At 73.7% G+C, this 21293-nt stretch carries 13 protein-coding genes; 9 read left to right on the top strand and 4 right to left on the bottom strand.

The genetic code is table 11. From position 1 onward, the window contains the following. Positions 1–161 precede the first annotated feature (161 nt). Positions 162–1004, top strand: a complete 843-nt coding sequence (locus IT347_06920; GenBank protein MCC6349309.1) for a hypothetical protein — start codon at positions 162–164, stop codon at positions 1002–1004. Positions 1005–1021: 17 nt separating this feature from the next. Here the strand turns inward: IT347_06920 and IT347_06915 are convergent, their stop codons facing one another. From IT347_06915 to IT347_06900, 4 genes are all read right to left on the bottom strand, one after another. Further along, positions 1022–2197 (bottom strand): PP2C family protein-serine/threonine phosphatase, encoded by a 1176-nt coding sequence (locus IT347_06915; GenBank protein ID MCC6349308.1) that lies wholly within the window; start codon positions 2195–2197, stop codon positions 1022–1024. A gap of 113 nt (positions 2198–2310) precedes the next feature. Continuing rightward, the gene (locus IT347_06910) at positions 2311–3207 is read right to left on the bottom strand and encodes an MBL fold metallo-hydrolase (protein ID MCC6349307.1); all 897 of its coding nucleotides are present in this window, start codon (positions 3205–3207) and stop codon (positions 2311–2313) included. 1 nt (position 3208) lies between these two features. Continuing rightward, a complete protein-coding gene (locus tag IT347_06905) occupies positions 3209–4249 on the bottom strand; it encodes a BMP family ABC transporter substrate-binding protein (GenBank protein MCC6349306.1) in 1041 nt (346 codons plus the stop codon). Beyond that, the gene (locus tag IT347_06900; GenBank protein MCC6349305.1) at positions 4176–4859 is read right to left on the bottom strand and encodes a thymidine kinase; all 684 of its coding nucleotides are present in this window, start codon (positions 4857–4859) and stop codon (positions 4176–4178) included. Before IT347_06900 ends, IT347_06905 begins: the two co-directional genes overlap by 74 nt. 194 nt (positions 4860–5053) lie before the next feature. On the opposite strand from IT347_06900, the gene IT347_06895 reads away from it, so the two are divergent. From IT347_06895 to IT347_06860, 8 genes are all read left to right on the top strand, one after another. Next, entirely contained in the window at positions 5054–5569 is a 516-nt protein-coding gene (locus tag IT347_06895; GenBank protein MCC6349304.1) for a hypothetical protein, read from the top strand. A 120-nt stretch (positions 5570–5689) separates the two neighbouring features. Then, entirely contained in the window at positions 5690–7771 is a 2082-nt protein-coding gene (locus IT347_06890) for a glycogen debranching enzyme family protein (GenBank protein ID MCC6349303.1), read from the top strand. A 173-nt stretch (positions 7772–7944) separates the two neighbouring features. Then, on the top strand, positions 7945–10680 hold the full coding sequence (locus IT347_06885; GenBank protein MCC6349302.1) for a serine/threonine-protein kinase: 2736 nt from the start codon (positions 7945–7947) through the stop codon (positions 10678–10680). Positions 10681–10919: 239 nt separating this feature from the next. After that, positions 10920–11165: a hypothetical protein gene (locus IT347_06880; GenBank protein ID MCC6349301.1), complete on the top strand. Its 246-nt coding sequence runs from the start codon at positions 10920–10922 to the stop codon at positions 11163–11165. Positions 11166–11211: 46 nt separating this feature from the next. Then, positions 11212–13887 carry a protein kinase gene (locus IT347_06875; protein MCC6349300.1) on the top strand — a complete coding sequence of 892 codons (2676 nt, stop codon included), beginning with the start codon at positions 11212–11214 and terminating at the stop codon, positions 13885–13887. Positions 13888–13891: 4 nt separating this feature from the next. After that, complete coding sequence (locus IT347_06870; GenBank protein ID MCC6349299.1) at positions 13892–16597, top strand: protein kinase; 2706 nt, start codon at positions 13892–13894, stop codon at positions 16595–16597. A gap of 74 nt (positions 16598–16671) precedes the next feature. Beyond that, the gene (locus IT347_06865; GenBank protein MCC6349298.1) at positions 16672–18774 is read left to right on the top strand and encodes a hypothetical protein; all 2103 of its coding nucleotides are present in this window, start codon (positions 16672–16674) and stop codon (positions 18772–18774) included. Positions 18775–18782: 8 nt separating this feature from the next. Continuing rightward, positions 18783–21266: a hypothetical protein gene (locus IT347_06860; GenBank protein ID MCC6349297.1), complete on the top strand. Its 2484-nt coding sequence runs from the start codon at positions 18783–18785 to the stop codon at positions 21264–21266. The last annotated feature ends 27 nt before the right edge of the window (positions 21267–21293 follow it).

The following is a 21293-nucleotide window of genomic DNA, read 5'->3' as shown; positions in this document are numbered from 1 at the left end:
CCCATGCGCGCGCGCGGACGAGCCGCCGGCGGCACCGCCGCCACGATCGCCGCTGCGCCGCGGTTCGGGCTCGTGCGCGCGGCGGATCCCGCCGGGGCGCACGCGTTGCCGGCCGCGCCCGGCCGGGGCAATCTGCCGGGAACCCGCGAGGAAGCCGCCCCATGAAGACCGTGTTCCTGTCGTTCGCCGCCCTCGTCTTCGTCGTCGTCGTGCTGTCGGCCGTCGCACAGGCACGCTGGCGCGCGGGCACGGCCGCGGAAGTGGCACGGCTCGAAGCGGCCGCGCCGCGGGAGTCGCCCGGGCGCTTCGATCCCGCGGCGCTCGACAGCCTGCCTGCGCCGGTCGCGCGCTATCTGCGCGCCGCGCTGCGCGACGGCACGCCACTCGTGCGCCACGCGACGATCCGTCACGCCGGCGAGTTCCGCGCCGACACCACGGGCGGCGCGTGGGTGCCGCTGCGCTCGAGCGAGCATTTCACGGCGCTCTCGCCCGGATTCGTCTGGGACGCGCGCATTCGCATGGCGCCCTTCGCCGACGCCTGGGTGCGCGACGAACTGATCGCGGGTGTCGCGGCGATGCGCGCCCGGGTGGCGGCGGTGGCGACGGTCGCGGATGTCGCTGGAACGCCCGCGCTGGCCGCGGGCGCGCTGCACCGCTGGCTCGGCGAGGCGGTCTGGTTCCCGACCGCGCTGCTGCCGTCGCGGTTCCTGCGCTGGTCGGCCGTGGACGACTCGACCGCGGCCGCCACGGCGACCGCCGGCGCGGCGACCGTCTCGCTGGTCTTTCACTTCGGCCCCGATTCGCTGCCGCGATTCGCCGAAACCCCGGCGCGCATGCGTGACGTGGGCGGCGTCGGGGTGCCGACGCCGTGGCGCGCGCGCCTGTGGGCCTGGCAGTGGCGCGGCGGCATGCGCGTGCCGACGCGCAGCGAGGTCGAATGGGGACTGGCCTCGGGGCCGCGGCCCTACTGGCGCGCCACCGTCACCGAGGCGGTCTACGAATAGTCCGCGCGTCGGCCCCGTTACGGCGCGCGCCGCACCACCATCACCGTGACGTCGTCCTCGTAGGGTTTGCCCGGGCAGTGCTCGCCGAGGCGCTTCATGAGCGCGCGCACGGCCTCCTCCGCGGGCAACCGGCGCGTTTCCTTGAGCCACTTGTGCAGGCGCTTCATGCCGAACGGCTCGCCCCAGGTGGTGCCGCGCTCGAACACGCCGTCGCTGTAGAGCACGAGCGTCGAGCCGCGCTCCACGTGCGCGTGCCCGAGCCGGTAGCGCGAGCTGGGGTCCGGTCCGAGCACAAGGCCGCCCACCGACAACTCGCGGATGCCGTGCGCGTCCAGCAGCAGGGCCGGGGGATGGCCGGCGTTCACGTACGAGAAGTCGCCGTTCGTGTCCAGTTCGCCGAAGACCAGCGAGATGAAGCGCGAGGCGAGGCCGCTGCGGTGGATGACGCGGTTGAGCTTCTCGACCGCGGCGACGATCTTCAGGTCGTGCTCGACGCCCATGCGCAGGCCGACCGCGACGTCGCGCGCCTGCAGCGCGGCCGGCAGTCCGTGCCCGGAGGCGTCGGCGACCGCGAGGCCGAGCGTGCCCGGGCCGACGGGAAGGAAGTCGTACAGGTCGCCGCCCACCGTCGTCGCGGGCGAGCTCAGTGCGAAGATGTCGTAGCCCTCGAAGGCGCAATGGCCCGGCGGCAGCAGGCTCATCTGGATCGCGCGCGCCTGCTCGATCAGGTCGGTGAGCGCGCTCTTTTCGAGATGCTGGCGCATGGCGTAGAGCAGCGAGTTCAGCGCGGCCATCAGGTCCGACTTGCCGGGTGAGCGCTCGAGCGAGCCGCGGGCGGGACCGAGCAGCACGAGCAGCGGTCCGTCGGCGCTGCCGACCCCCAGCAGTCCGACGCGCCCCGGCCCCATGTCGCCCACCCAGGGCAGTTCGCGGATCGCGTCGTCGCCGGCGCTCGAGAAGCGGCGGGCCAGGTCCGGGCCGATGTCGGGGCGTTCGGCGCCGAACGTCTTCGGCGCGGCGAAGCCGTCCTTGCGCCGCTCGTAGACCTGGATGGAAGCGACCGCGAGCGAATCCTTGAGCGCATCGAGCAGCGCCGGCGCGATGCGCGCGGCGAACTTCTCCGGCGCCTTGAGGCGTGAAGCCGAGGCGAAGATCTTCTCGAGGCTGCGGTAGAAACTCTTGGACTGGATCATGGCGTGCGACCTGCGCGTGGGAGGGGGCGGGGACGGCCGGCGCACGTTACGCGGCGCGGCTCCGAGAGGGAAGTCGGCGAAAGGCGCGGCCGCGAGCGTGCCGCATCCGCGCGTCAGCCGCCGGACTCCCCGGAACGCCCGGCGAGGCCTTCGTAGGTGAAGCGCACGTTCTCGCGGTGCACGTCGTTCATCGGGTAGGCGGCGTCCTTGCCGACGTAGTCCATCGCCTGCAGGTCGGCCTGCGTCTCGACCAGCGAACGGCCGCGTGCGCGCGAGGACTCGACCCGCTGCTCGAGCACGAGCAGGTAGTCGAGGTCCCGCAGCAGCCGGCGGTACGCGCTCGCCCGGCCGGTCGCAACCGGCCCGTGTCCCGGCACGAGCGTGCGAACGTCCTCCTGCTCGAACACCCAGTGCAGCGCCTTCAGCGTCTGGCGGTAGACCCAGGGCGGTGCGTCGAGCCACGGGACCTCGATGTCGCTCAGCATGTCGGCGGCGACGAACACGCCGCCGGCGGGAATGAAGAACGCGACCTGGCTGGCGCAATGCCCGGGCGCGTCGTAGGCGATCAGGTCGAACGGGCCGAGCCGCAGCGCGGCGGTCCCGCGCACCGCGAGGTCGGGCAGGAACGGCGCGAACGGCCCCGGCCAGGCCTCGCCCGCGCCCTCGATCCAGCGCTTCGCGTCCGCCTCGATGACGGCGGCGTCGCGCTCGAGCTCGTCGGCGAAGCCGACGTGGGCGACGGTGGTGGCGGCGGGAAAGTAGGGCCGCCCGAGCACGTGGTCCCAGTGCGGATGCGTGAACGCGAGCGCCACCTGCTCGAAGCGCGGCGCGCGCGAGGCGACGAACGCGGCGAGGTCGGCCATCTCGGACGGCAGCACCCCGGGATCGAACACGACCGCGTGCCCGTCGCGCGCCAGCACCAGCGAGTTCATCTCGTAGGCGCGGCTCCTGCGCACGAACACGCCGTCGCCCAGGTCGGTCCAGGGATCCGGCAGGGCGCTGATTTCCACGTCAGGGCGTCGTCGGCACGACGATCTCGCCGCGGACGATGCGCGCCTGCAGCGAGTCCACCCGCGCCTTGACCGCGTCGGGAATGAGCGCCTTGTTGCGGTCGTCGTACACCCACGTCACGCCGTGGTCGGCCAGCCCGAACGTCCGCACGCCGCCCTCGAAGCGGTTCTCCTTCGCTGCCCGGATCGTCTCGAGGACCGCGGTGTCCACCCGCTTGACCATGCTCGTCAGGATGGCGCCGGGCGCCTCGTCGTACTGGTCCGAATCCACTCCGATGGCGAGCTTGTGCAGGGCCCGCGCCGCCTCGAACACGCCGAGCCCGGTCGAGCCCGAGGCGTGATAGATCACGTCGGCTCCGGCATGGTACTCGGCGAGCGCCAACTCCTTGCCCTTGGTCGGGTCCTTGAAGGCGTTGCCGGTGTTGCCCGCGTATTTCACGAGCACCTCGCACTTCGGGTCGGCGGCCTTGACGCCGGCGACGTAGCCCGCCTCGAACTTCTTGATGAGCGGGATGGACATGCCGCCGACGAATCCCACCTTGTGGGTCTTCGAGGTCAGCGCCGCGAGCGCTCCGACCAGGTAGGAGCCCTCCTCCTCACGGAACTCGAGCGCGACGAGGTTGGGCGGCAGCGTGTCGTCCGGATTCAGGGTGTAGTCCACGCACGCGAACTCCTTGTCGGGAAATTCCTTCGCCAGCGCGCGGATGTCGTCGCTGAACAGGAAGCCGACGCCGAAGATCAGTTTCGCGGGCCCGTTGGCGAGCTGACGCATCTGCGCCTCGCGGTCCGCGCCCTCGCTGGTCTCGAGCGTCGTGTAGCGGATGCCCAATTCCTTCTGCGCGGCCTCGAGCCCGGCGTAGGCGGCGTCGTTGAAGGACTTGTCGCCGCGGCCGCCGATGTCGAAGACGAGGCCGACCTGCATCGGACCGGCCGCTCCCCCGGGCGCGCCCGCGCCGGACGACGACGACTTACCGCACCCGGCGGCGAACGGAACGAGGGCGAGCAGCGCGAGCGCGGCGGCGACGGGACGACGGACGTTCATGGGTGCCCTCGGGAAACTCGTGGATGGGGGCCGCGGCCTGCGCCCTGCGGCCGAGATCGAAGCAGCGCCGGCAGCGCGCCTCGTAGAGATCGGCGCCGCCCACGACCACGCGGCCCCCGCGGGCGACCTTGCGGTAGGTGCGGTTGGCCGGCGCGCCGCACACCATGCAGATGGCGAGCGTCTTGGTGATGTATTCGGCGATCGCCAGCAATTGCGGCATGGGTTCGAACGGCTGGCCCATGTAGTCCTGGTCGAGCCCCGCGACGATGACCCGCTTGCCCTGCCGCGCGAGCCGCTCGCAGACCTCGATCAGCCCCGGGCCCAGGAACTGGCCCTCGTCAATGCCGATGACCTGCGCCTCGTGCGCCCAGCGCAGCACGTCCTTCGCCGACTTGACGGCGCGCGAGGGGATCTTGAGCTCGCTGTGCGAAACGATGTGGTCCTTCGCGTAGCGGTCGTCGATCAGCGGCTTGAAGATCTCGACCCGCTGGCGGGCGATCTGCGCCCGGCGCAGGCGGCGGATCAGCTCCTCGGTCTTGCCGGAATACATGCTGCCGACGATGACCTCGATCCAGCCGCTGCCCGCGCGGGGCGGAATGTGCTCGTCCATAGGGCGCGCAGGCTAGCCCGCGCCGTTCCGCCGCCGCAAGCCGGGGCCGCGGGGATGCGCCCGGGTGGAGGCTGCGGCAGAATGCGGCGTGCCGCGCTCGCCGGACGGGGAGCGCGCGCGCCGCGCCGGCCGTGCCCGCGCCCCCCGCGGGCGACGAAAGACCACCTTCCCGCAACCCCGAGGAGTCGCGAACCATGGGCGTACTCAATCTCCTTCTGCACACGCTGCACATCGCCGCCGGCGTCCTGTGGGCCGGCGGCGCGATCCTGATGGGCCTGTTCATCGTGCCGTCGGTGCTCGCGACCCGGCCCGAGAGCGGCCGGTTCATGCAGGAGCTGACCGGTCCACGCCGGCTGCTGGTGTTCCTGCCGGTCGTCGCCACCATCACCGTGGTCTGCGGGCTGGCGATGTTCTCGCCCGCGCTGGGCAACCTCGACGCGGGCGTGATGCGCTCGCCGCGAGGCATCGCGCTGTCGCTCGGCGCGCTGCTCGCGCTGGGAGCCTATTTCGAGGGTCTGATGGTCAACACGCCTTCGGCGTCGAAGCTCGGCCGGCTCGGTCGCGCGATCGCCGCTTCGGGGGCCGCGCCGACGGCCGAGCAGGCGCAGCAGGCGCAGGCGCTGCAGACGAAGCTCGCGCGCGGCGCGGCGCGTGGCGCGTGGATGCTGATCGTCGCGGTGATCTGCATGGCCGCGGCACGCTGGCTGTAGGCGGCCGGCCGGCCCGCAGCCGCGGGCCGGTGACGCGCCGCCGCCGGGCGGGCGCGCGCGCGGCACACGGCGGGCGTATGCTGCGGCCCGGCCGCCGCCTGCGTGGAGTAGGGGGATCGCATGAGTGAAATACGCGTCGGACGCGAACTGCTCGGCCAGCTGACGGAAGCCTCCCGCCTCGAGTGGCTCGTCACCAACGGCATCGGCGGCTACGCCAGCGGCACCGTCGGCGGAGCGCTGACGCGGCGCTACCACGGGCTGCTGGTGGCGGCGAAGAAACCGCCCGTCGAGCGCACGCTGCTGCTCGCCAAGCTCGCCGAGCGTGTGCAGGTGGACGGGGAGTGGATCGACCTCGACCTGAACCACTGGGCCGGCGGCACCTCGAGCCCGCTCGGGCACCTGCATCTCGAATCGTTCGTCCTCGAGGGCAGCGTGCCGTGCTGGACGTGGGCGATCGGCGACGTGCGGCTCGAGAAGCGCGTGTGGATGGAGCAGGGCGAGAACACGACCTACGTGCAGTACCGGCTCGCCGCGTCGCCCGCGGCCGTCGCGCTGTCGCTGCGCGCGCTCGTCAACCACCGCGACCATCACGCGACGATGGGCCGCGGCGACGCGCAGGCGAACGTCGAGCCGGTGACCGGCGGCGTGCGGGTGGAAATGGCGACGGACGGCCTGCCGCTGTTCCTGATCGCCGAGGGCGCCGAAGCGAAGCTCGCCCACGTCTGGTACCGGGCGTTCACGCTGCAGGTCGAAACCGAACGCGGGCTCGACGACCGCGAGGACCACCTGCTGGCCGCCGAGTTCATTCGCACGCTCGAGCCGGGCGAGGCGTTCACGGTCGTCGCCAGCACCCGCCACGACGCGGCGCGCGGGGCGCTGTCGCTGACCGGCTCGCTGCTGCGCCGGCGCGCGCACGACAAGTCGCTGCTCGAGGCGTGGACCGCCCGGCAGGGCCGGCTCGCCGGCGGGGCGCCGGACTGGATCCGTCGGCTCGTGCTGGCGGCCGACGCGTTCGTGGTCGGGCGCGGATCGCTGACCGACGCGACGCCGCGCGGCGCGCTGGGGTCGCCGCGGACGGTGCTGGCCGGCTACCCGTGGTTCACCGACTGGGGGCGCGACACGATGATCGCGTTGCCCGGCCTGCTGCTCACGACCGGCCGCGCCGACCTCGCGCGCGCCGTGCTCGCGACGTTCGCGCGGCACCTGGACCAGGGCATGCTGCCGAACTGCTTTCCGGACGACGGCTCGGCGCCCATCTACAACACGGTGGACGCGGCGCTGTGGTTCTTCCGCGCGGTCGAGGCCTACGTCGAGTCCACCGGCGACGTCGGGCTGCTCGCGGACCTCTACCCGGCGCTCGAGGACGTCGGCGCCTGGTACGAGCGCGGCACGCGCTTCGGCATCCGCGTGGATCCGCACGACGGGCTCGTCACGCAGGGCGCCGCCGGCGTGGCGCTCACCTGGATGGACGCGCGCGTGGACGACTGGGTGGTGACGCAGCGCAAGGGCAAGCCGGTCGAGGTGAACGCCCTCTGGTACTCGGCCCTGTGCACGCTCGCGCGCTTCGCGAGGAAGCTCGGCGCGTCGGACCAGGGCTACAACGACCTCGCGCGGCGCGTGACGCTGTCGTTCGAGCGTTTCTGGAACGCGGAGGCGGGCTGCCTGTACGACGTGATTGACGGGCCCAACGGTCCCGACGCGTCGCCGCGCCCCAACCAGATCTTCGCGGTCTCGCTTCCCGACTCGCCGCTCGAGCCGGCCCGCCGCCGGGCGGTGGTCGAAGCCGTCGGGCGCTCGCTGCTGACCTCGTACGGACTGCGCAGCCTGGCGCCCGGACACCCCGAGTACCGCGGGCACATGACCGGCGACCGCAGGACGCGCGACGGCGCCTATCACCAGGGCACGGTCTGGACCTGGCTGCTGCCGCACTACGCGCTCGCGCACTTCCACGCGTTCGGCGACCGTGACGCGGCGCTGCGTCTGCTGGATCCGCTGCAGGATCTGGAATACGCGGGCGCGCTGGGCACGCTGCCCGAGGTCGCCGACGGCGACGCGCCGCACACCCCGCGCGGCTGCTTCGCGCAGGCGTGGACCGTGGCCGAGACGCTGCGCGCCTGGCACGAGCTGGCCGCGGCGCCGCGACGGGATTCGGGCGCGGCCGCGCGCCGCCCCTTTCGTTCCGCGGCCGTGAAGCAGGAATGAAGTCCGGGATGGCGGAAGCGGATCGGGCGGGCGGGCCGCGGCGCACGACCGACCGCTTCGCGGGGCCGCGACGCGGCGCCGAGCGCGATTGTTTTTGCGTGCGCCGCCCGCGGCCGCGCTGCTAACGTCCCGCGGTCCATTCCCCGACGTCCTCCCCGAGGCTTCCCTCCGCCATGGCGCTCGCCGTCGGCACCCGGCTCGGTCCCTACGAAATCCTCGCTCCGCTCGGCGCCGGCGGCATGGGCGAAGTCTATCGCGCGAGGGACATGCGTCTCGGCCGCGAGGTCGCGATCAAGGTGCTGGCGGAGCACCTGTCCGCCGACACGGAGGTGCGCACGCGCTTCGAGCGCGAGGCGAGGACCGTCTCGAGCCTGAACCACCCGAACATCTGCACGCTGTTCGATGTCGGACACGCCACGGCGGAGGCCGGCTCGGGGGCGATCGACTACCTCGTGCTCGAGCTGGTCGAGGGCGAAACGCTCGCGGAGCGGCTGCGCCGCGGCGCGCTGCCGGGCGGCGAGCTGGTGCGGATCGGCATCCAGATGGCCGACGCGCTCGACCGCGCGCACCGCGCGGGAGTGATCCACCGGGACCTCAAACCCGGCAACATCATGCTGACGCGCTCGGGTGCGAAGCTCATGGACTTCGGCCTCGCGCGCGCGGCCGCCACGGCTGCGAGCGGCGGCGGGACCTCGGGCTCGGCGCTCACGCAGTCGCCGACGGTCGGGCGGTCGCTGACGGCCGAGGGGACGATCGTCGGCACCTTCCAGTACATGGCGCCCGAGCAGCTCGAAGGCCGCGAGGCCGACGCGCGCAGCGACCTCTGGGCGCTCGGCTGCGTGCTCTACGAGATGGCGACGGGCAGGCGCGCGTTCGAAGGCCGCAGCCAGGCGAGCCTGATCGCCGCGATCCTCGAGCGCGAGCCGGCGCCGATCGCGGAGGCTCCCCCGGGTGTGCCGTCCGGAACCAGCGCCCCGCCGCAGGGGCTCGAGCGGGTGATCCGCAACTGCCTCGCCAAGGATCCGGAGGAGCGCAGCCAGGCGGCGCACGATGTGAGGCTGCAGTTGCAGGGCATCGCCGAGAACGCGGGAGGGCCGGGCGGCGGTTCGACCGCGCCCGCGCCGGCCACGGCCGCGGCGACGCCCGCGGGTGGCGGGCGGAGCGCGGGGGTCGCGTGGTCGGTCGCGGCCCTCGCGCTCGGCGGCGCGGCGCTCTTCGGCTGGGTCTGGCCGCGAATACAACCGGTCGGGCCCGACTTCCGCTTCAACCCCGCCACCGATGCGCCCGGCGTCACCGATGCCAATTGGCCGCGCGTCTCGCCCGACGGCCGCTCGCTCCTTTTCCAGTCGTCCGACTCGACCGGCCTCGAGCGGGCGTGGGTGCTGCCCCTCGACGACACGAAGCCGCGGCTCATCGCGGGCGCGGAGGGCCTGCAGCGCGCCTACTGGTCGCCGGACAGCCGCGAGATCGCGTTCGTGGCCCAGGACAAGCTCCAGAGGCTGCCGGTCGCGGGCGGCTCGGCGGTGATCGTCTGCCCCGCGCCCGGCGGTTCCGACCTGAGCTGGGGCTCGAAGGGCATGATTCTGCTCGACGGCGAGACGACGGATTCCCTGAGCGTCGTTCCGGCCGGAGGCGGCGAGTTGCGCCCGGCGACCCGAATCGATCGCGCGGATCGCGAAGTCGGCAGCGCGTGGCCATGCTTTCTGCCCGATGGCGAACATTTCCTGTTCGCGGGCACGCGCTCCGACGGAACCGGAAGCACCATCCGGCTGGGACGCCTGGGCTCGCTCGACTCGAAGCTGCTCGGCCGCACGGAGGGCCGCGTCGAGTACGCGCCGGGAGGCTGGGTGCTGTTCGTGCGCGGCTTCTCGCTGCTCGCGCAGAAGCTGGACGTGGGTGCGGCGAGGCTCAGAGGCGAGCCCATCACGCTCGTGGACGACCTGCGCGTCGGGCCGGCACTGGGAAACTTCTCCGTGTCGGCGAACGGGGTGCTTGCGTTCGCGCGCTCTGCGATGGACGCCGTCGGTGAGCTGCACGTCGCCGATCGCGCGGGTTCGCAGGATGCGCGGGTGCTCGCGCGGGGGACGGTGGGCAACCCGGCGTTCTCGCCGGATGGCCGGCGAGTGCTCTTCGAGCGCAGGGGCGGGGCGGACGTGGCCTGGGGCGACGTGGAGGTCCTCGACCTCGTACGCGGCACCGACACGCGGCTGACCTTCACCGGCGGCAGCGCGGTCGGGTCGGCGTGGTCGCCGGACGGGCGGCGCTTCGCCTACACCCGCATCCCGCGCGAGGTCCCGGGCAAGGTCGTGATCGGCTCGGCCGACGGGCTCGGCGAGCAGGACTCGCTCGACCTTCCGGCCACTGGCGCATTCCTGTCGCAGTGGTCACCCGACGGGAAGCGCCTCGTGGCCTTCAGCGCACCGCCTTTTCGCGCCCTGTGCGCGTCCCTCGAAGGTGGGGATCGAGCGTTCCGGCCGCTCGGGGAGCGTACGTCGGCCGTGCTGAACCCGCGCATCTCACCCGACGGCCGCTGGCTCGCCGCCACGTACGGCGTCTCTCCGAACTTCTACGCCGAGGTGTGGAGTCTGGCCGGCCCTCCCGGCCGCTGGCAGATCTCGAACGCAACCGGACGCCGGCCCGTGTGGACGAAAGGCGGCCGGGAGATCATCTACGAAGGCTTGGATGGCCGGCTGATGGCGGTGGAGATCGACACCACCTCGGGGTTTCATGCCGGCACGCCGAAGGCGCTGTTTCCACTGCCGCTGCGCTCGTTCGACAAAGCCGTGGCAAGCTGGGGGTGCGACGCGAGCGGCGAACGCTTCCTGCTCGTCACCCGTGCGCGCGCGCACGGGAACTCGCGAGGCATCGAGGTGGTGACCCGATTCCAATCCCTCGTGAACCGGAAGTAGGAAAGGCAAGGCCGAAGGCTCGAACCATGACCCGGCTGGGTCCGTACGAAATCCTCGCGCCGCCCGGCGCCGGCGGGATGGGCGAGGTGTCCGCGCGAAGGACACCCGGCTCGGCCGCGAGGTCGCGGTCAAGGCGCTGCCCGGGCACCTGAGCGCGAACGAGGACGTCCGCGCGCGCCGCCGACGCCGCGAAGCGGCCGGGCAGCGGCACGTCGGGCTCCGCGCTCACGCAGTCGCCCATGGCGCAGGCGCTGACGACCGCGGGCACGATCGTCGGCACCTACCAGTGCATGGCGCCCGAGCAGCTCGAGGGCCACGAGGCCGACGCGCGCAGCGACATCTGGGCGATGGGCTGCGTGCTCTACTCGTTCCGCGGCCGTGAAGCAGGAATGAAGTCCGGGATGGCGGAAGCGGATCGGGCGGGCGGGCCGCGGGGCTCGCCCGCCCGGGTTTTTTTCCTGCGCCGCGCGCGACTCCGCTGCTAACGTCCGGCGGTCCTGGTCCTTCCCACCCTCCGAGACCTTCCTTCGCATGAACCTCACCGCCGGCGCGCGGCTCGGCCCGTACGAAATCCTCGCTCCTCTGGGCGCCGGCGGCATGGGCGAGGTCTTCCGCGCCCGCGACACGCGGCTCGGGCGCGACGTGGCGATCAAGGCGCTGCCCGCGGCGTTCGCGCAGGATGCCGAACGGCTGGCACGCTTCGAGCGCGAGGCGCGGCTGCTGGCGTCGCTGAACCACCCGAACGTCGCCGGCATCCACGGCGTCGAGGAAGTCGCGGGCGCGCGCTACCTGGTGCTCGAGTTCGTGGACGGCGAGACGCTCGAGGCGCGCCTGAAGCGCGGGGCGCTGCCGCTCGACGAGGCGCTCGACGTGGCCCGGCAGGTGGCCGCCGGAGTCGAGGCCGCGCACGAGGCGGGCGTCGTGCACCGGGACCTCAAGCCCGGGAACGTGATGCTGACCGCGAGCGGCGGGGTCAAGGTGCTCGACTTCGGGCTCGCCAAGGGCGGCGGCGCGGGCGCCTCGTCCTCCTCGGACCCGAACCTGTCGGCGTCGCCGACGCTGGCGCACGCCGCGACGAGCGCGGGCGTGATCCTCGGGACGGCGGCCTACATGAGCCCCGAGCAGGCGCGCGGCAAGGCGGTGGACCGGCGCACGGACATCTGGTCGTTCGGCTGCGTGCTCTACGAGTGCCTGAGCGGGCGGCGGGCCTACGACGGCGAGACGGTCAGCGACATGGTCGCGAGGATCCTCGAGCGCGAACCGGACTGGTCGGCGCTGCCGGCCCCGACTCCGCCGCGGCTGGTGGCGCTGCTGCGGCGCTGCCTGACGAAGGACGCGAAGCAGCGCCAGCGCGACATCGGCGACGTGCGGCTGGAGCTCGAAGCGATCGCCGCCGGCGGGAGCGGCGAGGCGGGGGGCGCGACGCCCGGCGCGCGTCGCGGGCCGCCGGCGTGGGCGCTGGCTGCGGGCGCGGCCGCGCTGCTGGCGCTGGGAGCGGCCTCGGCGCTGCTGCTGGCGCCGCGCGGCGGGCCGGCGCCGGTCATGCGCGTGTCGGTGTTGCCGCCCGAGAACGCGGTCGTGGACGACGATCAGGCGCACACGACGATCTCCCCCGACGGGACGCGCATCGCGTTCGTCGCCACGGACTCCTCCGGCGTCTCGCAGCTCTGGGTGCGCGAGCTGTCCGTCCCGGCGGCGCGGCCGCTTCCGGAAACGCAGGATGCGATCCTGCCGTTCTGGTCGCCCGACAGCCGCTTCATCGGCTTCTTCGCGGCGGGAAAGCTGAAGAAGACCGACGCCGCCGGCCGCGCGGTGCAGGTCCTGTGCGACGCCCCCGACGGCCGCGGCGGCGCGTGGAGCCGGAAGGGTTTCATCGTCTTCGCCCCGGCTTCGGTCGGGCCGCTGATGCGCGTGAGCGAGGCCGGCGGCGCGGCCACGGCGGCCACCCGGCTCGACACGACCCGCGGCGAGCGGGCGCACCGCTTTCCGTTCCTGCTCGCCGACGGGGAGCGATTCGTCTACGTCGTCCTCGGAGACAGCTTCGGGGCGCGACTGGGATCGAAGGACGGCTCCAGCCGCGTGCTCGATCTGCCGCTCGGCGGCGCTCCCGTGTGGGCGCCGGGCGACTGGCTGGTGTTTCCGCGTGACGGCGCGCTGCTGGCGCAGCGCTTCGACCCGGCCAGCGGCCGGGCCCGCGGCGAGGCGCGGGTGCTCGGCGCCGCCCCCTTCGCCAGCCGCTACGGCGGTGCGCCGGGGGCCTCGGTTTCCGGCAACGGAGTGCTCGTGCAGCGTCGCCGCTCGCAGGGCTTGTCCGAGCTCGTGTGGCTGGACCGCTCCGGCCACGTCGCCGACCGGGTTTCGACGGAGCCCGGCTCCTTCCACGACCTGAGCCTTTCGCCCGACGGCACTCGTGCCGCGCTCATCCGGGATGAAGCCGGCGACCAGGCCGACGTGTGGACCATCCAGCTCGGCTCGGGGCTCTCCGCACGGCTGACCGCGGACCAGAGGCACCCCGAGAAACCCGTGTGGTCACCCGACGGTCGCTGGATCATCTATTCGGCGCTGTCCGGTCCCGTGCGTACGCTGTTCCGCAAGCGCTCGGACGGCGCCGGAGCGCCGGAGTCCCTGCTGCACGGCCGGACGACCTTCGCCGATCCGCTCGGCTGGACACCGGACGGAGCCGGACTGCTCGTTCGCGAACTCGACGGAGCGACGGGCGAGGACGTGTGGGTGTGGAGCCCGGGTCCCGATTCGGGCCTTCGGCCCGTGTTGCGGACGCGCTTCCACGAGGAGGACGCGAGTCTTTCGCCCGATGGCCGCTGGCTGGCCTATCGCTCCAACGAGTCGGGGCGTCCCGAGCTGTACGTGCAGTCCTATCCGGTGCCCGGGGCGCGCTTTCGCGTCTCCCGCGAGGGCGCGGGAACGCAGACCCGAAGCGTGTTCGGCCGGCCGTTCTGGCGGCGGGACGGTCGCGAGATCGTGTTCGTCGGCGGGGACGGCCTCAGCGTCGTCTCGGTGCCCGTCGAGTACGCCGGATCCCCGCACTTCGGCGGTCCGCGCACGCTGTTCCGGATTCCGCGCGGCGGGTACGAGCTGGTGGCCGGCCCGGATCTGCAGCGCTTCCTGATCCTGCAGCAGCGGGGCTCGGGCGAGGACGGCTCGATTCAGATGATCGTGAACTGGCCCGCGGAACTGAACAGGAGATGAGCGCGTGAGTCTGACCCCCGGCATCAAGCTCGGCCCCTACGAAATCCTCGCCCCGCTCGGCGCCGGCGGCATGGGCGAGGTGTACCGCGCCCGCGACACGCGCCTCGGCCGCGAGGTCGCGGTCAAGGTGCTGCCCGAGCACCTGAGCGCGAACGAGGACGTCCGCGCGCGCTTCGAGCGCGAGGCCAAGACGGTCTCGAGCCTCAACCACCCGAACATCTGCACGCTGTTCGACGTCGGGCGCGAGGGCCCGACCGACTACCTGGTGATGGAGCTGATCGAGGGCGAGACGCTCGCCGCCCGGCTGCGCAAGGGGCCGCTCGCGGGACCCGAGCTGTTGCGGATCGGCGCGCAGGTCGCCGACGCGCTCGACCGCGCGCACCGCGCGGGCGTCATCCACCGCGACCTCAAGCCCGGCAACATCATGCTGACGCGCTCGGGAGCGAAGCTCATGGACTTCGGCCTCGCGCGCGCCGCCGACGCCGCGAAGCGGCCGGGCAGCGGCACCTCGGGCTCCGCGCTGACCCAGTCGCCGACGGTTCAGGCGCTGACGACCGAGGGCACGATCGTCGGCACCTACCAGTACATGGCGCCCGAGCAGCTCGAGGGCCACGAGGCCGACGCGCGCAGCGACATCTGGGCGATGGGCTGCGTGCTCTATGAGATGGCGACGGGCAAGCGCGCGTTCGAGGGCCGCAGCCAGGCCACGCTCATCGCCGCCATCATCGGCTCGCAGCCCGCGCCGGTCACCGAGGCGCCGACCGGCGCGCCGGCGGGCGACGCTCCGCCGGCCGGCCTCGACCGGCTGATCCGCGCCTGCCTGGCCAAGGACCCGGAGGACCGCGTGCAGACCGCGCACGCGGTCAAGCAGCAGCTCCAGTGGATCGCGGAGGGCGCCGGCATGTCGGGCGTCGGCGTCGCCACGCCGGTGCCCGGTGCCGCCGCGCCGGTGGTGGTGAGGCGCGGCGCCGCGAAGCTCGCGTGGGGCGTCGCCGCGGCGATGACGCTGCTCGCGGCCGCCGCGGTCGCGTGGCTGTGGCCGCGGGCGAACGCGCCGCGGCCCGTCTACCGCTTCATCGTCGAGAAGCCCGCGCAGGAGGCGGATGCGGCGTGGCCGCGCGTCTCGCCGGACGGACGGTTGCTCGTGTTCGTCGGCGCCGACTCCGCGGGCACCACGCGCGCCTACCTGCGGCCGCTCGGCCAGACGCGCGCGGTGCCGATCTCCGGCAGCGAAGGCGTGCGCCGCGTCTACTGGTCACCGGACAGCAAGGAGATCGCGTTCGTCGCCGCCGGGCGGGTCCAGCGGCTCCCGGTCACCGGCGGCAGCCCGGTCGTGCTGTGCGAGACGCGCGGTGGGGCGGACCTCGCCTGGGGCTCCAAGGGCGTGATCCTCATGGACGGGCGCACCAACGATTCGCTGCTGGCCGTTCCGGCGGCGGGGGGCGAGCTCAAGCCGGCGGCCCGCGTGGACCGGGCGAGCGGCGAGTTCGGCAGCGCCTGGCCGTGCTTCCTGCCGGACGGCGAGCACTTCCTGTTCGTCGGAAACCGCCAGGGCTCGGGCGGCGGCAACATCCGGCTCGGCAGGCTCGGCAGCCTGGACTCGAAGCGGCTCGGCTTCACCGACGGGCGCGTGGAGTATGCCCCGGGCGACTGGGTCATCTTCCTGAAGGGCGCGACGCTGCTGGCGCAGAAGCTGGACCTCGCGGCGGGCAAGCTCACGGGGCAGCCGCTCACGCTCGCCGAGAACATTCGCGTCGGCAACGCCTCCGGCCACTTCTCCTCGTCGGCCTCGGGCGTGCTGGCGTGGTCGCGCGGCGCCGAGGTGCCGAACAACACGCTGTTCGAAGTGGACCGCTCCGGCAGGCAGGTCGGCAATGCGCTGACCACCGGGCTCATTTCCAATCCAGCACTCTCGCCCGAGGGCGGCCGCATCCTGTTCGAACGCCTGCCCGGCCCGGGACTCGAGCAGGAGATCCTCGTGCGCGATCTCGCGCGCGGAACCGAGGCGAGGCTCACGTTCGGCCAGGGCCTGGCGCTGGCGCCGAAATGGTCGCCCGACGGGCGCCGGTATGCGTGCATGCTGGAGCGCGGGGCCCGGAGCACGCTGCTCGTGGGCTCGGCCGACGGGCTCGGCCGCGCCGACACGTTTCCCGTGCCCGGCGGCAGCAACGCGCTGCTCAGCCAGTGGGCGGCCGCGGGCTCGCGCCTGCTGATCGTGCCGGCCGACTTCAGGAACCCCCTGGTCTTCAACCCCGACAGCGCGGGGGCCGTGATGCGGCCGCTCGGCGGCGTCTCGGGATTGATGGCGCAGTGCGAGATCTCGCCCGACGGCCGCTGGCTCGCCTATGCCTCGAACGAGGGCGGCGGCGCCGTTCAGATCTACGTGCAGAGCCTCACCGGCACGCCGGGGCGCTGGCAGGTCACCGCGGCCGGCGGATTCATGCCGCAGTGGACCCGGGGCGGCGCCGAGATCGTTTACGAAACCGCCAATGCGATCATGGCCGTGCCCATTGACGCGAAGGAGAGCTTTCACGCCGGCACGCCGGTGCGGCTCTTCGACACGCCCCAGCCGCTCTCCGACGTCAACACGCGATTCTGGACCGTGAGCGCGGACGGCAGGCGCTTCTTCGTCATGAAGCCGCCGCGGCTGACCGCGTCGAACCCGATCGAGGTCGTGACCGACGTGCGGTCCATGCTCAACCGCCGCTGACGGGCGTTCGCGGGGTGAGACGTGCGGCCGCGGGGCTTTCCTCGCGGCCGCGTTTCGCCGATAGTGCCCGTCCTATGACGCTCGTCCCCCTGCGCCGCCGCGCGCATCGCCTCGCCGCGGCGCTCATCGCCGCCGCGTGCGTCGCGGCCGCGCTCGGTTCGCTCGGCGCCCGCGAGAAGCTCGTGCTGCCGCCGATCGTGTTCGCGCAGCGGCTGCGCCTGCCGGGAGCCGCCGTCGCGCTCGGCGTGGGCCCGGCCGGCCGCGCGGTCGTCGCCGGCGGGCGGCTGGTCGTGCGCGAGCGCGACGGGCGCTTCGTGCCGCTGCTGCCCGAGGGCCGCTTCTTCGACGTGCAGCATCCGAGCGTCTCGTACGACGGACGCTGGATCGCGTTCGCGGCGGTGACGGCTCGCGACAGCGCCTGGCGGATCTGGAAATGCACCGCGAGCGGGCGCGAGCTCGCGCCCGTGACGCTGGACGCCCGCGCGGGCGAGCCCGCGGAGATCTACGGTCCGGAGCCGGCCCGGCGCTTCGCGCGCTTCGACGACCTCGCGCCCTGCTGGCTGCCCGATGGCCGGCTGGTGTTCGCGAGCACGCGCTACCCGCTGCTGTCCCAGGCCGGCCCGCCGGCGACCAACCTGTGGGTGGTGAACGCCGACGGCACGAACGCCCGCCGCATCACCGCCGAGCGCGACGGCGGCGAGGCGCCGTCGGTGGACCCGGTGAGCGGGCGGCTCCTGTACGCGCGCTGGTTCTTCAACCGCTTCCGCGCCGCCGACAACGCCGCGGGCCTGGTCGCCGGCTTCGCCGGCTCGCTGCCCGCGGACACCGTGAACCTGTGGCAGCCGGGCTCGATCGAGTTCGACGGCGATCACCTGCGCCTCGCGGGCGGCGACCCGCGCACGCGCATGGGCGAGATGGGCTACCAGCCGCTCGTGCTCGCCGACACCACGTTCGTCGGCGTCGTCGCCGAGCGCGGCGACCTCGTGCGTCCGTCGCGGCTCGGCGTGTGGGCGTACCCGAAGCGCTTCGGCCCCGCGCGGCCTTTGGCCGGCTTCGGTTCGCCGACCGGCTGGTCGGCGTGCGCCCCGGCCGCGCTGCCCGACGGCCGGGTCCTCTTCTCGCTCGACGATGCCGGCACCGGCAACTTCGACCTCTACGTGTGCGGCGCCGACGGTCGCGGGCTGATGCAGGTCACGGGCGACCTGCAGTCGCTCGAGGTGGACGCCGCCGTGCTGGCGCCGCGGCCGCTTCCGCCGCCGCCGGTCTACGGCGAGGGCTGGACCGGCGCGCCCGACCCGCTGCCGCGCACGACGCTCGCGGCGATCCGCGCCGACGAGCGCACGGCGCGCTTCGACTGCCTCAACGTGTTCGCGAACGCTCCGGTGGACGCGCCCTTCCCGGGCGCCGTGCCGATCGCGCGCGGGGTGCGCATCCGCTTCTTCACGGCCCTGCCGCGGCCGCTCGCCGAAGGCAACGACAGCCTCGTGCTGGTGCAGGAGGCGGAGCTCACGCCCCAGGGCGCGGTGCACGTGGACGCGGTGCCCGCCGACCAGCCGATGTTCGAGCAGCTCGTCGGAGCGGATGGCCGCGTGCTGCGTTCGGCGCACGGGCCCGCGCATGTGCCGGGCTACAACTTCACCCGCCCGGGCGCCGGCACCAAGTGCGTGGGCTGCCACGCCGGGCACTCGGCGATCGCCGTGCCCATGACCGCGGGCGCGGCCGAGTGGACCAACGTCGCGCCCGGCGCGCGCGCGACGGCGTCCAGCGAGCAGCGCGGCACTCCGGGGGCGGCGGCCGCGGTGGACCGGCGCACGCGGGGGGTCCCCGACCAGGTGTGCTGGATCGCCGACGGCGACGAGGGCGAATGGCTGCGGCTCGAATTCCCGGTGCCGATCGAAGCGCGCGAGGTGGTGCTGTACGGCATGCGCGGGCGCACGAAGGAGGGAGGGCCGCTGGTCGTGAAGCGCGCCGAGCTCGTGCTGTACTCCGGCGGTCGCGAGACCGGCCGCGTGCCGGTCCCGCGCGAGCTCTCGCCCGACGGCACCCGCGTGCCGCTGGGCGGCGCGCGCATGGACGCCCTGCTGTTCCGCCCGCTCGCGATCGGGGGTAAGTTCCGGGGGCGCGCACTGGCCGCGCTGGCCGAGATCGAGACCATCGCCCGCATCGCCGGGGAGTGACCGCCACCTTGCGCATCTTCCGCATCGCACGCCTGCTGATCCTCGCGAGCGTTCTCGCGGCATCCGCCGCCGCGCCGCCGGCGCGCGCGCAGGGTTTTCGCGCCGCCGCCACCAAGGATGGCGTGGACGCCTGGCTCGCCGGCGACGGCGGGGCGCTGTGGCGCTCGCTCGACGGCGGCGCGACGTGGACGGCGGGCGCGCTGGGCGGCAAGCCGCTGCGCGCGCTCGCGGCGGACGGCTTCACGGTGCTCGCGGCCGGCGATTCGGGGCAGGTCTGGCGCAGCGCCGACAACGGCGGCTCGTGGACGCTGGCCACCACGCCAGGGCTGACCGCGGTGCGCGCGCTCGCGCTGCCCTCGCCCGGCCGCGCGTACCTCGCGGGCGACGCCGGCCTGCTCATGCGCAGCGACGACGGCGGGGCGAACTGGTCGGCGCTGCCGAGCGGCACGGCGCAGCGGCTGAACGCGCTCGTGTTCACGGACGACGACCATGGCTGGGCGGCCGGCGCGGCCGGAACCCTGCTCTACACCGCCAACGGTGGCGCGGCCTGGACGCCGGTTTCGCTCGGCACGCCGGTCGAGCTTCTCACCGTCGCGGCGCGCGGCGCCAGCGTCTGGGTGGGCGGCGCCGGCGGAGGCTGCTGGCGCAGCGCGACCGGGGGGGCGCCGTTCACGTTCGCGGACCTCGGGCTCGAGCTGCTGCCCGACGTCGCGGCGATCGATCTGCCCGGCGCCGACGAGGTGTGGATCGCGGGCGGCGGAGGCTTCGTCATGCGCAGCACCGACGGCGGCGCCAGCTGGAGCTGGCCCGTTCACGGCCTGCAGGGCGCGGTCGGCGGAATCGCGTTCGCGGGCGGAAGAGGCGTCGTCGCGCTGCGGTCGGCGCTCGTGGCGGCGCGCTGGGCGGGAGGCGATTCGCTGTCGCTGCCGGGCGGCGCCGCGACGACCCGAAGCTGGACCCGGCAGCTCACGTCGGGCGGCTCGCCCGTCCGCGGCAACACGATGGCGGTGAACCCGCGCGCCCGCTCGACCGTGTGGTGCGTCCTCGGATCGGCGCTCCACCGCTCGCGCGACGACGGCGAGACGTGGAGCTCGCCCGCCAGCGTCGCCGGCCAGAGCAGGGCCAACGCGTTCGTCATCTCGCCCAAGGACACGAACGTGTTCGTGATGGCCTCGGTCACGACCAGCGGCCAGCGCCTCGTGATGCGCAGCGTCAACGCCGGCGTCAGCTGGTCCACCCGGCTCAACCACGTGTTCGGCGAGTACGGCGTGCCGATCGAGCCGAACCCGGACCGGCCCGACACGCTGCTCTTCGGTGGCGAGGATGACCTTCTCCAGCGCTCGACGGACGGCGGGCAGTCGTGGTCCCCGTGGGGCACGAAGGAGTTCCGCAGCCCGTGCGACATCGCCTCGGCCCCCGGCGACGCCGACCGCGTCGTCATCGCCGACGGCGTGACCGGTGTCGGGGTGGGCAGCCTCTGGCAGTCGGTGGACACCGGCGCCTCGTTCGTCCTGCGCGACAGCGTGGACGGCTCGGAAGTGCCCGCGCTTGGCCTGTCGCGTCAGCGCAACAAGACCGTGTTCGCGATGTCGTGGTCCGCGACCGGGGCGAGCGTGTCCCAGGACGGCGGCGAGACGTGGGCCGAGATCGCCGACCTGAACCGCCCCGGGCAGGACGTGGCCGCGACCTGGGGGACCGACGTCGCCCGGGACGATCCCAACTTCGTCGTCGCGGGCGCGTTCTCGGGCGGCACGTCGTACCTCTCGCTGGACGGCGGGACGACGTTCACCCCGATTCCGCTGACCGGCGCGAACTACGGCTTCCTCGCGCGCGACCGCGCGAGCGTCTTCGCGCTGCAGAGCGGCGGCATCTACAAGCTGCGCACGAGCTACACGTACGTTCCGTGGGCCGCCGCGCAGACGCTGGTCGTGACCTCGCCCGGCGGCGGTGAGGTGTGGAACGCCGGAACCGTCCACGACGTGACGTGGAACGCGGTCAACGTCGCGACGGCGCGCATCGAGTGGCGCCCCGCGTCTTCCGCGGCGTGGCAGCTGGTGGCCGAGGTGGACGGTCACCTCGGTTCGTACGCGTGGGTGGTTCCGCCCGTGCCGACCACGACCGCGGAGCTGCGTGTGCTCGACGCCTTCGACTCGAGCCCGCTCGACGCGGCGAACGGTCCGTTCACGATCAGCGCCGTGCTGGCGGTCGAAGGCGGCGGCCCCGCCGCGTTCGCGCTGTCGCCGGTCGCCCCGACCCCGCTCGCCGCCGGCGCCCGCGCGCGCGTCGCGTTCGACGTGCCGCGCTCCGGGCGCGTGCGGCTCGAGTTGTTCGACGTGCAGGGGCACCGCGTCCGGCTGCTGGCCGACCGCACGTTCGAGCCCGGCCGTCACTCGCTCGCGCTCGAGGCGCGCGGGCTGCGCGCGGGCGTTTACTTCGTCCGCATGCAGGCCGGCGCGTTCGGCGCCTCGCGCCGGGTGCTCGTGCTGCCGTAGCGCGCCGGCGCGATCCGGCCGCCGCCG

The sequence above is a fragment of the Candidatus Eisenbacteria bacterium genome (genome assembly GCA_020847735.1).
GTDB lineage: Bacteria > Eisenbacteria > RBG-16-71-46 > RBG-16-71-46 > RBG-16-71-46 > CAIXRL01.
The sequence above is the reverse complement of the archived record's forward strand: the minus strand, read 5'-3'. Positions and strand labels throughout refer to the sequence as shown.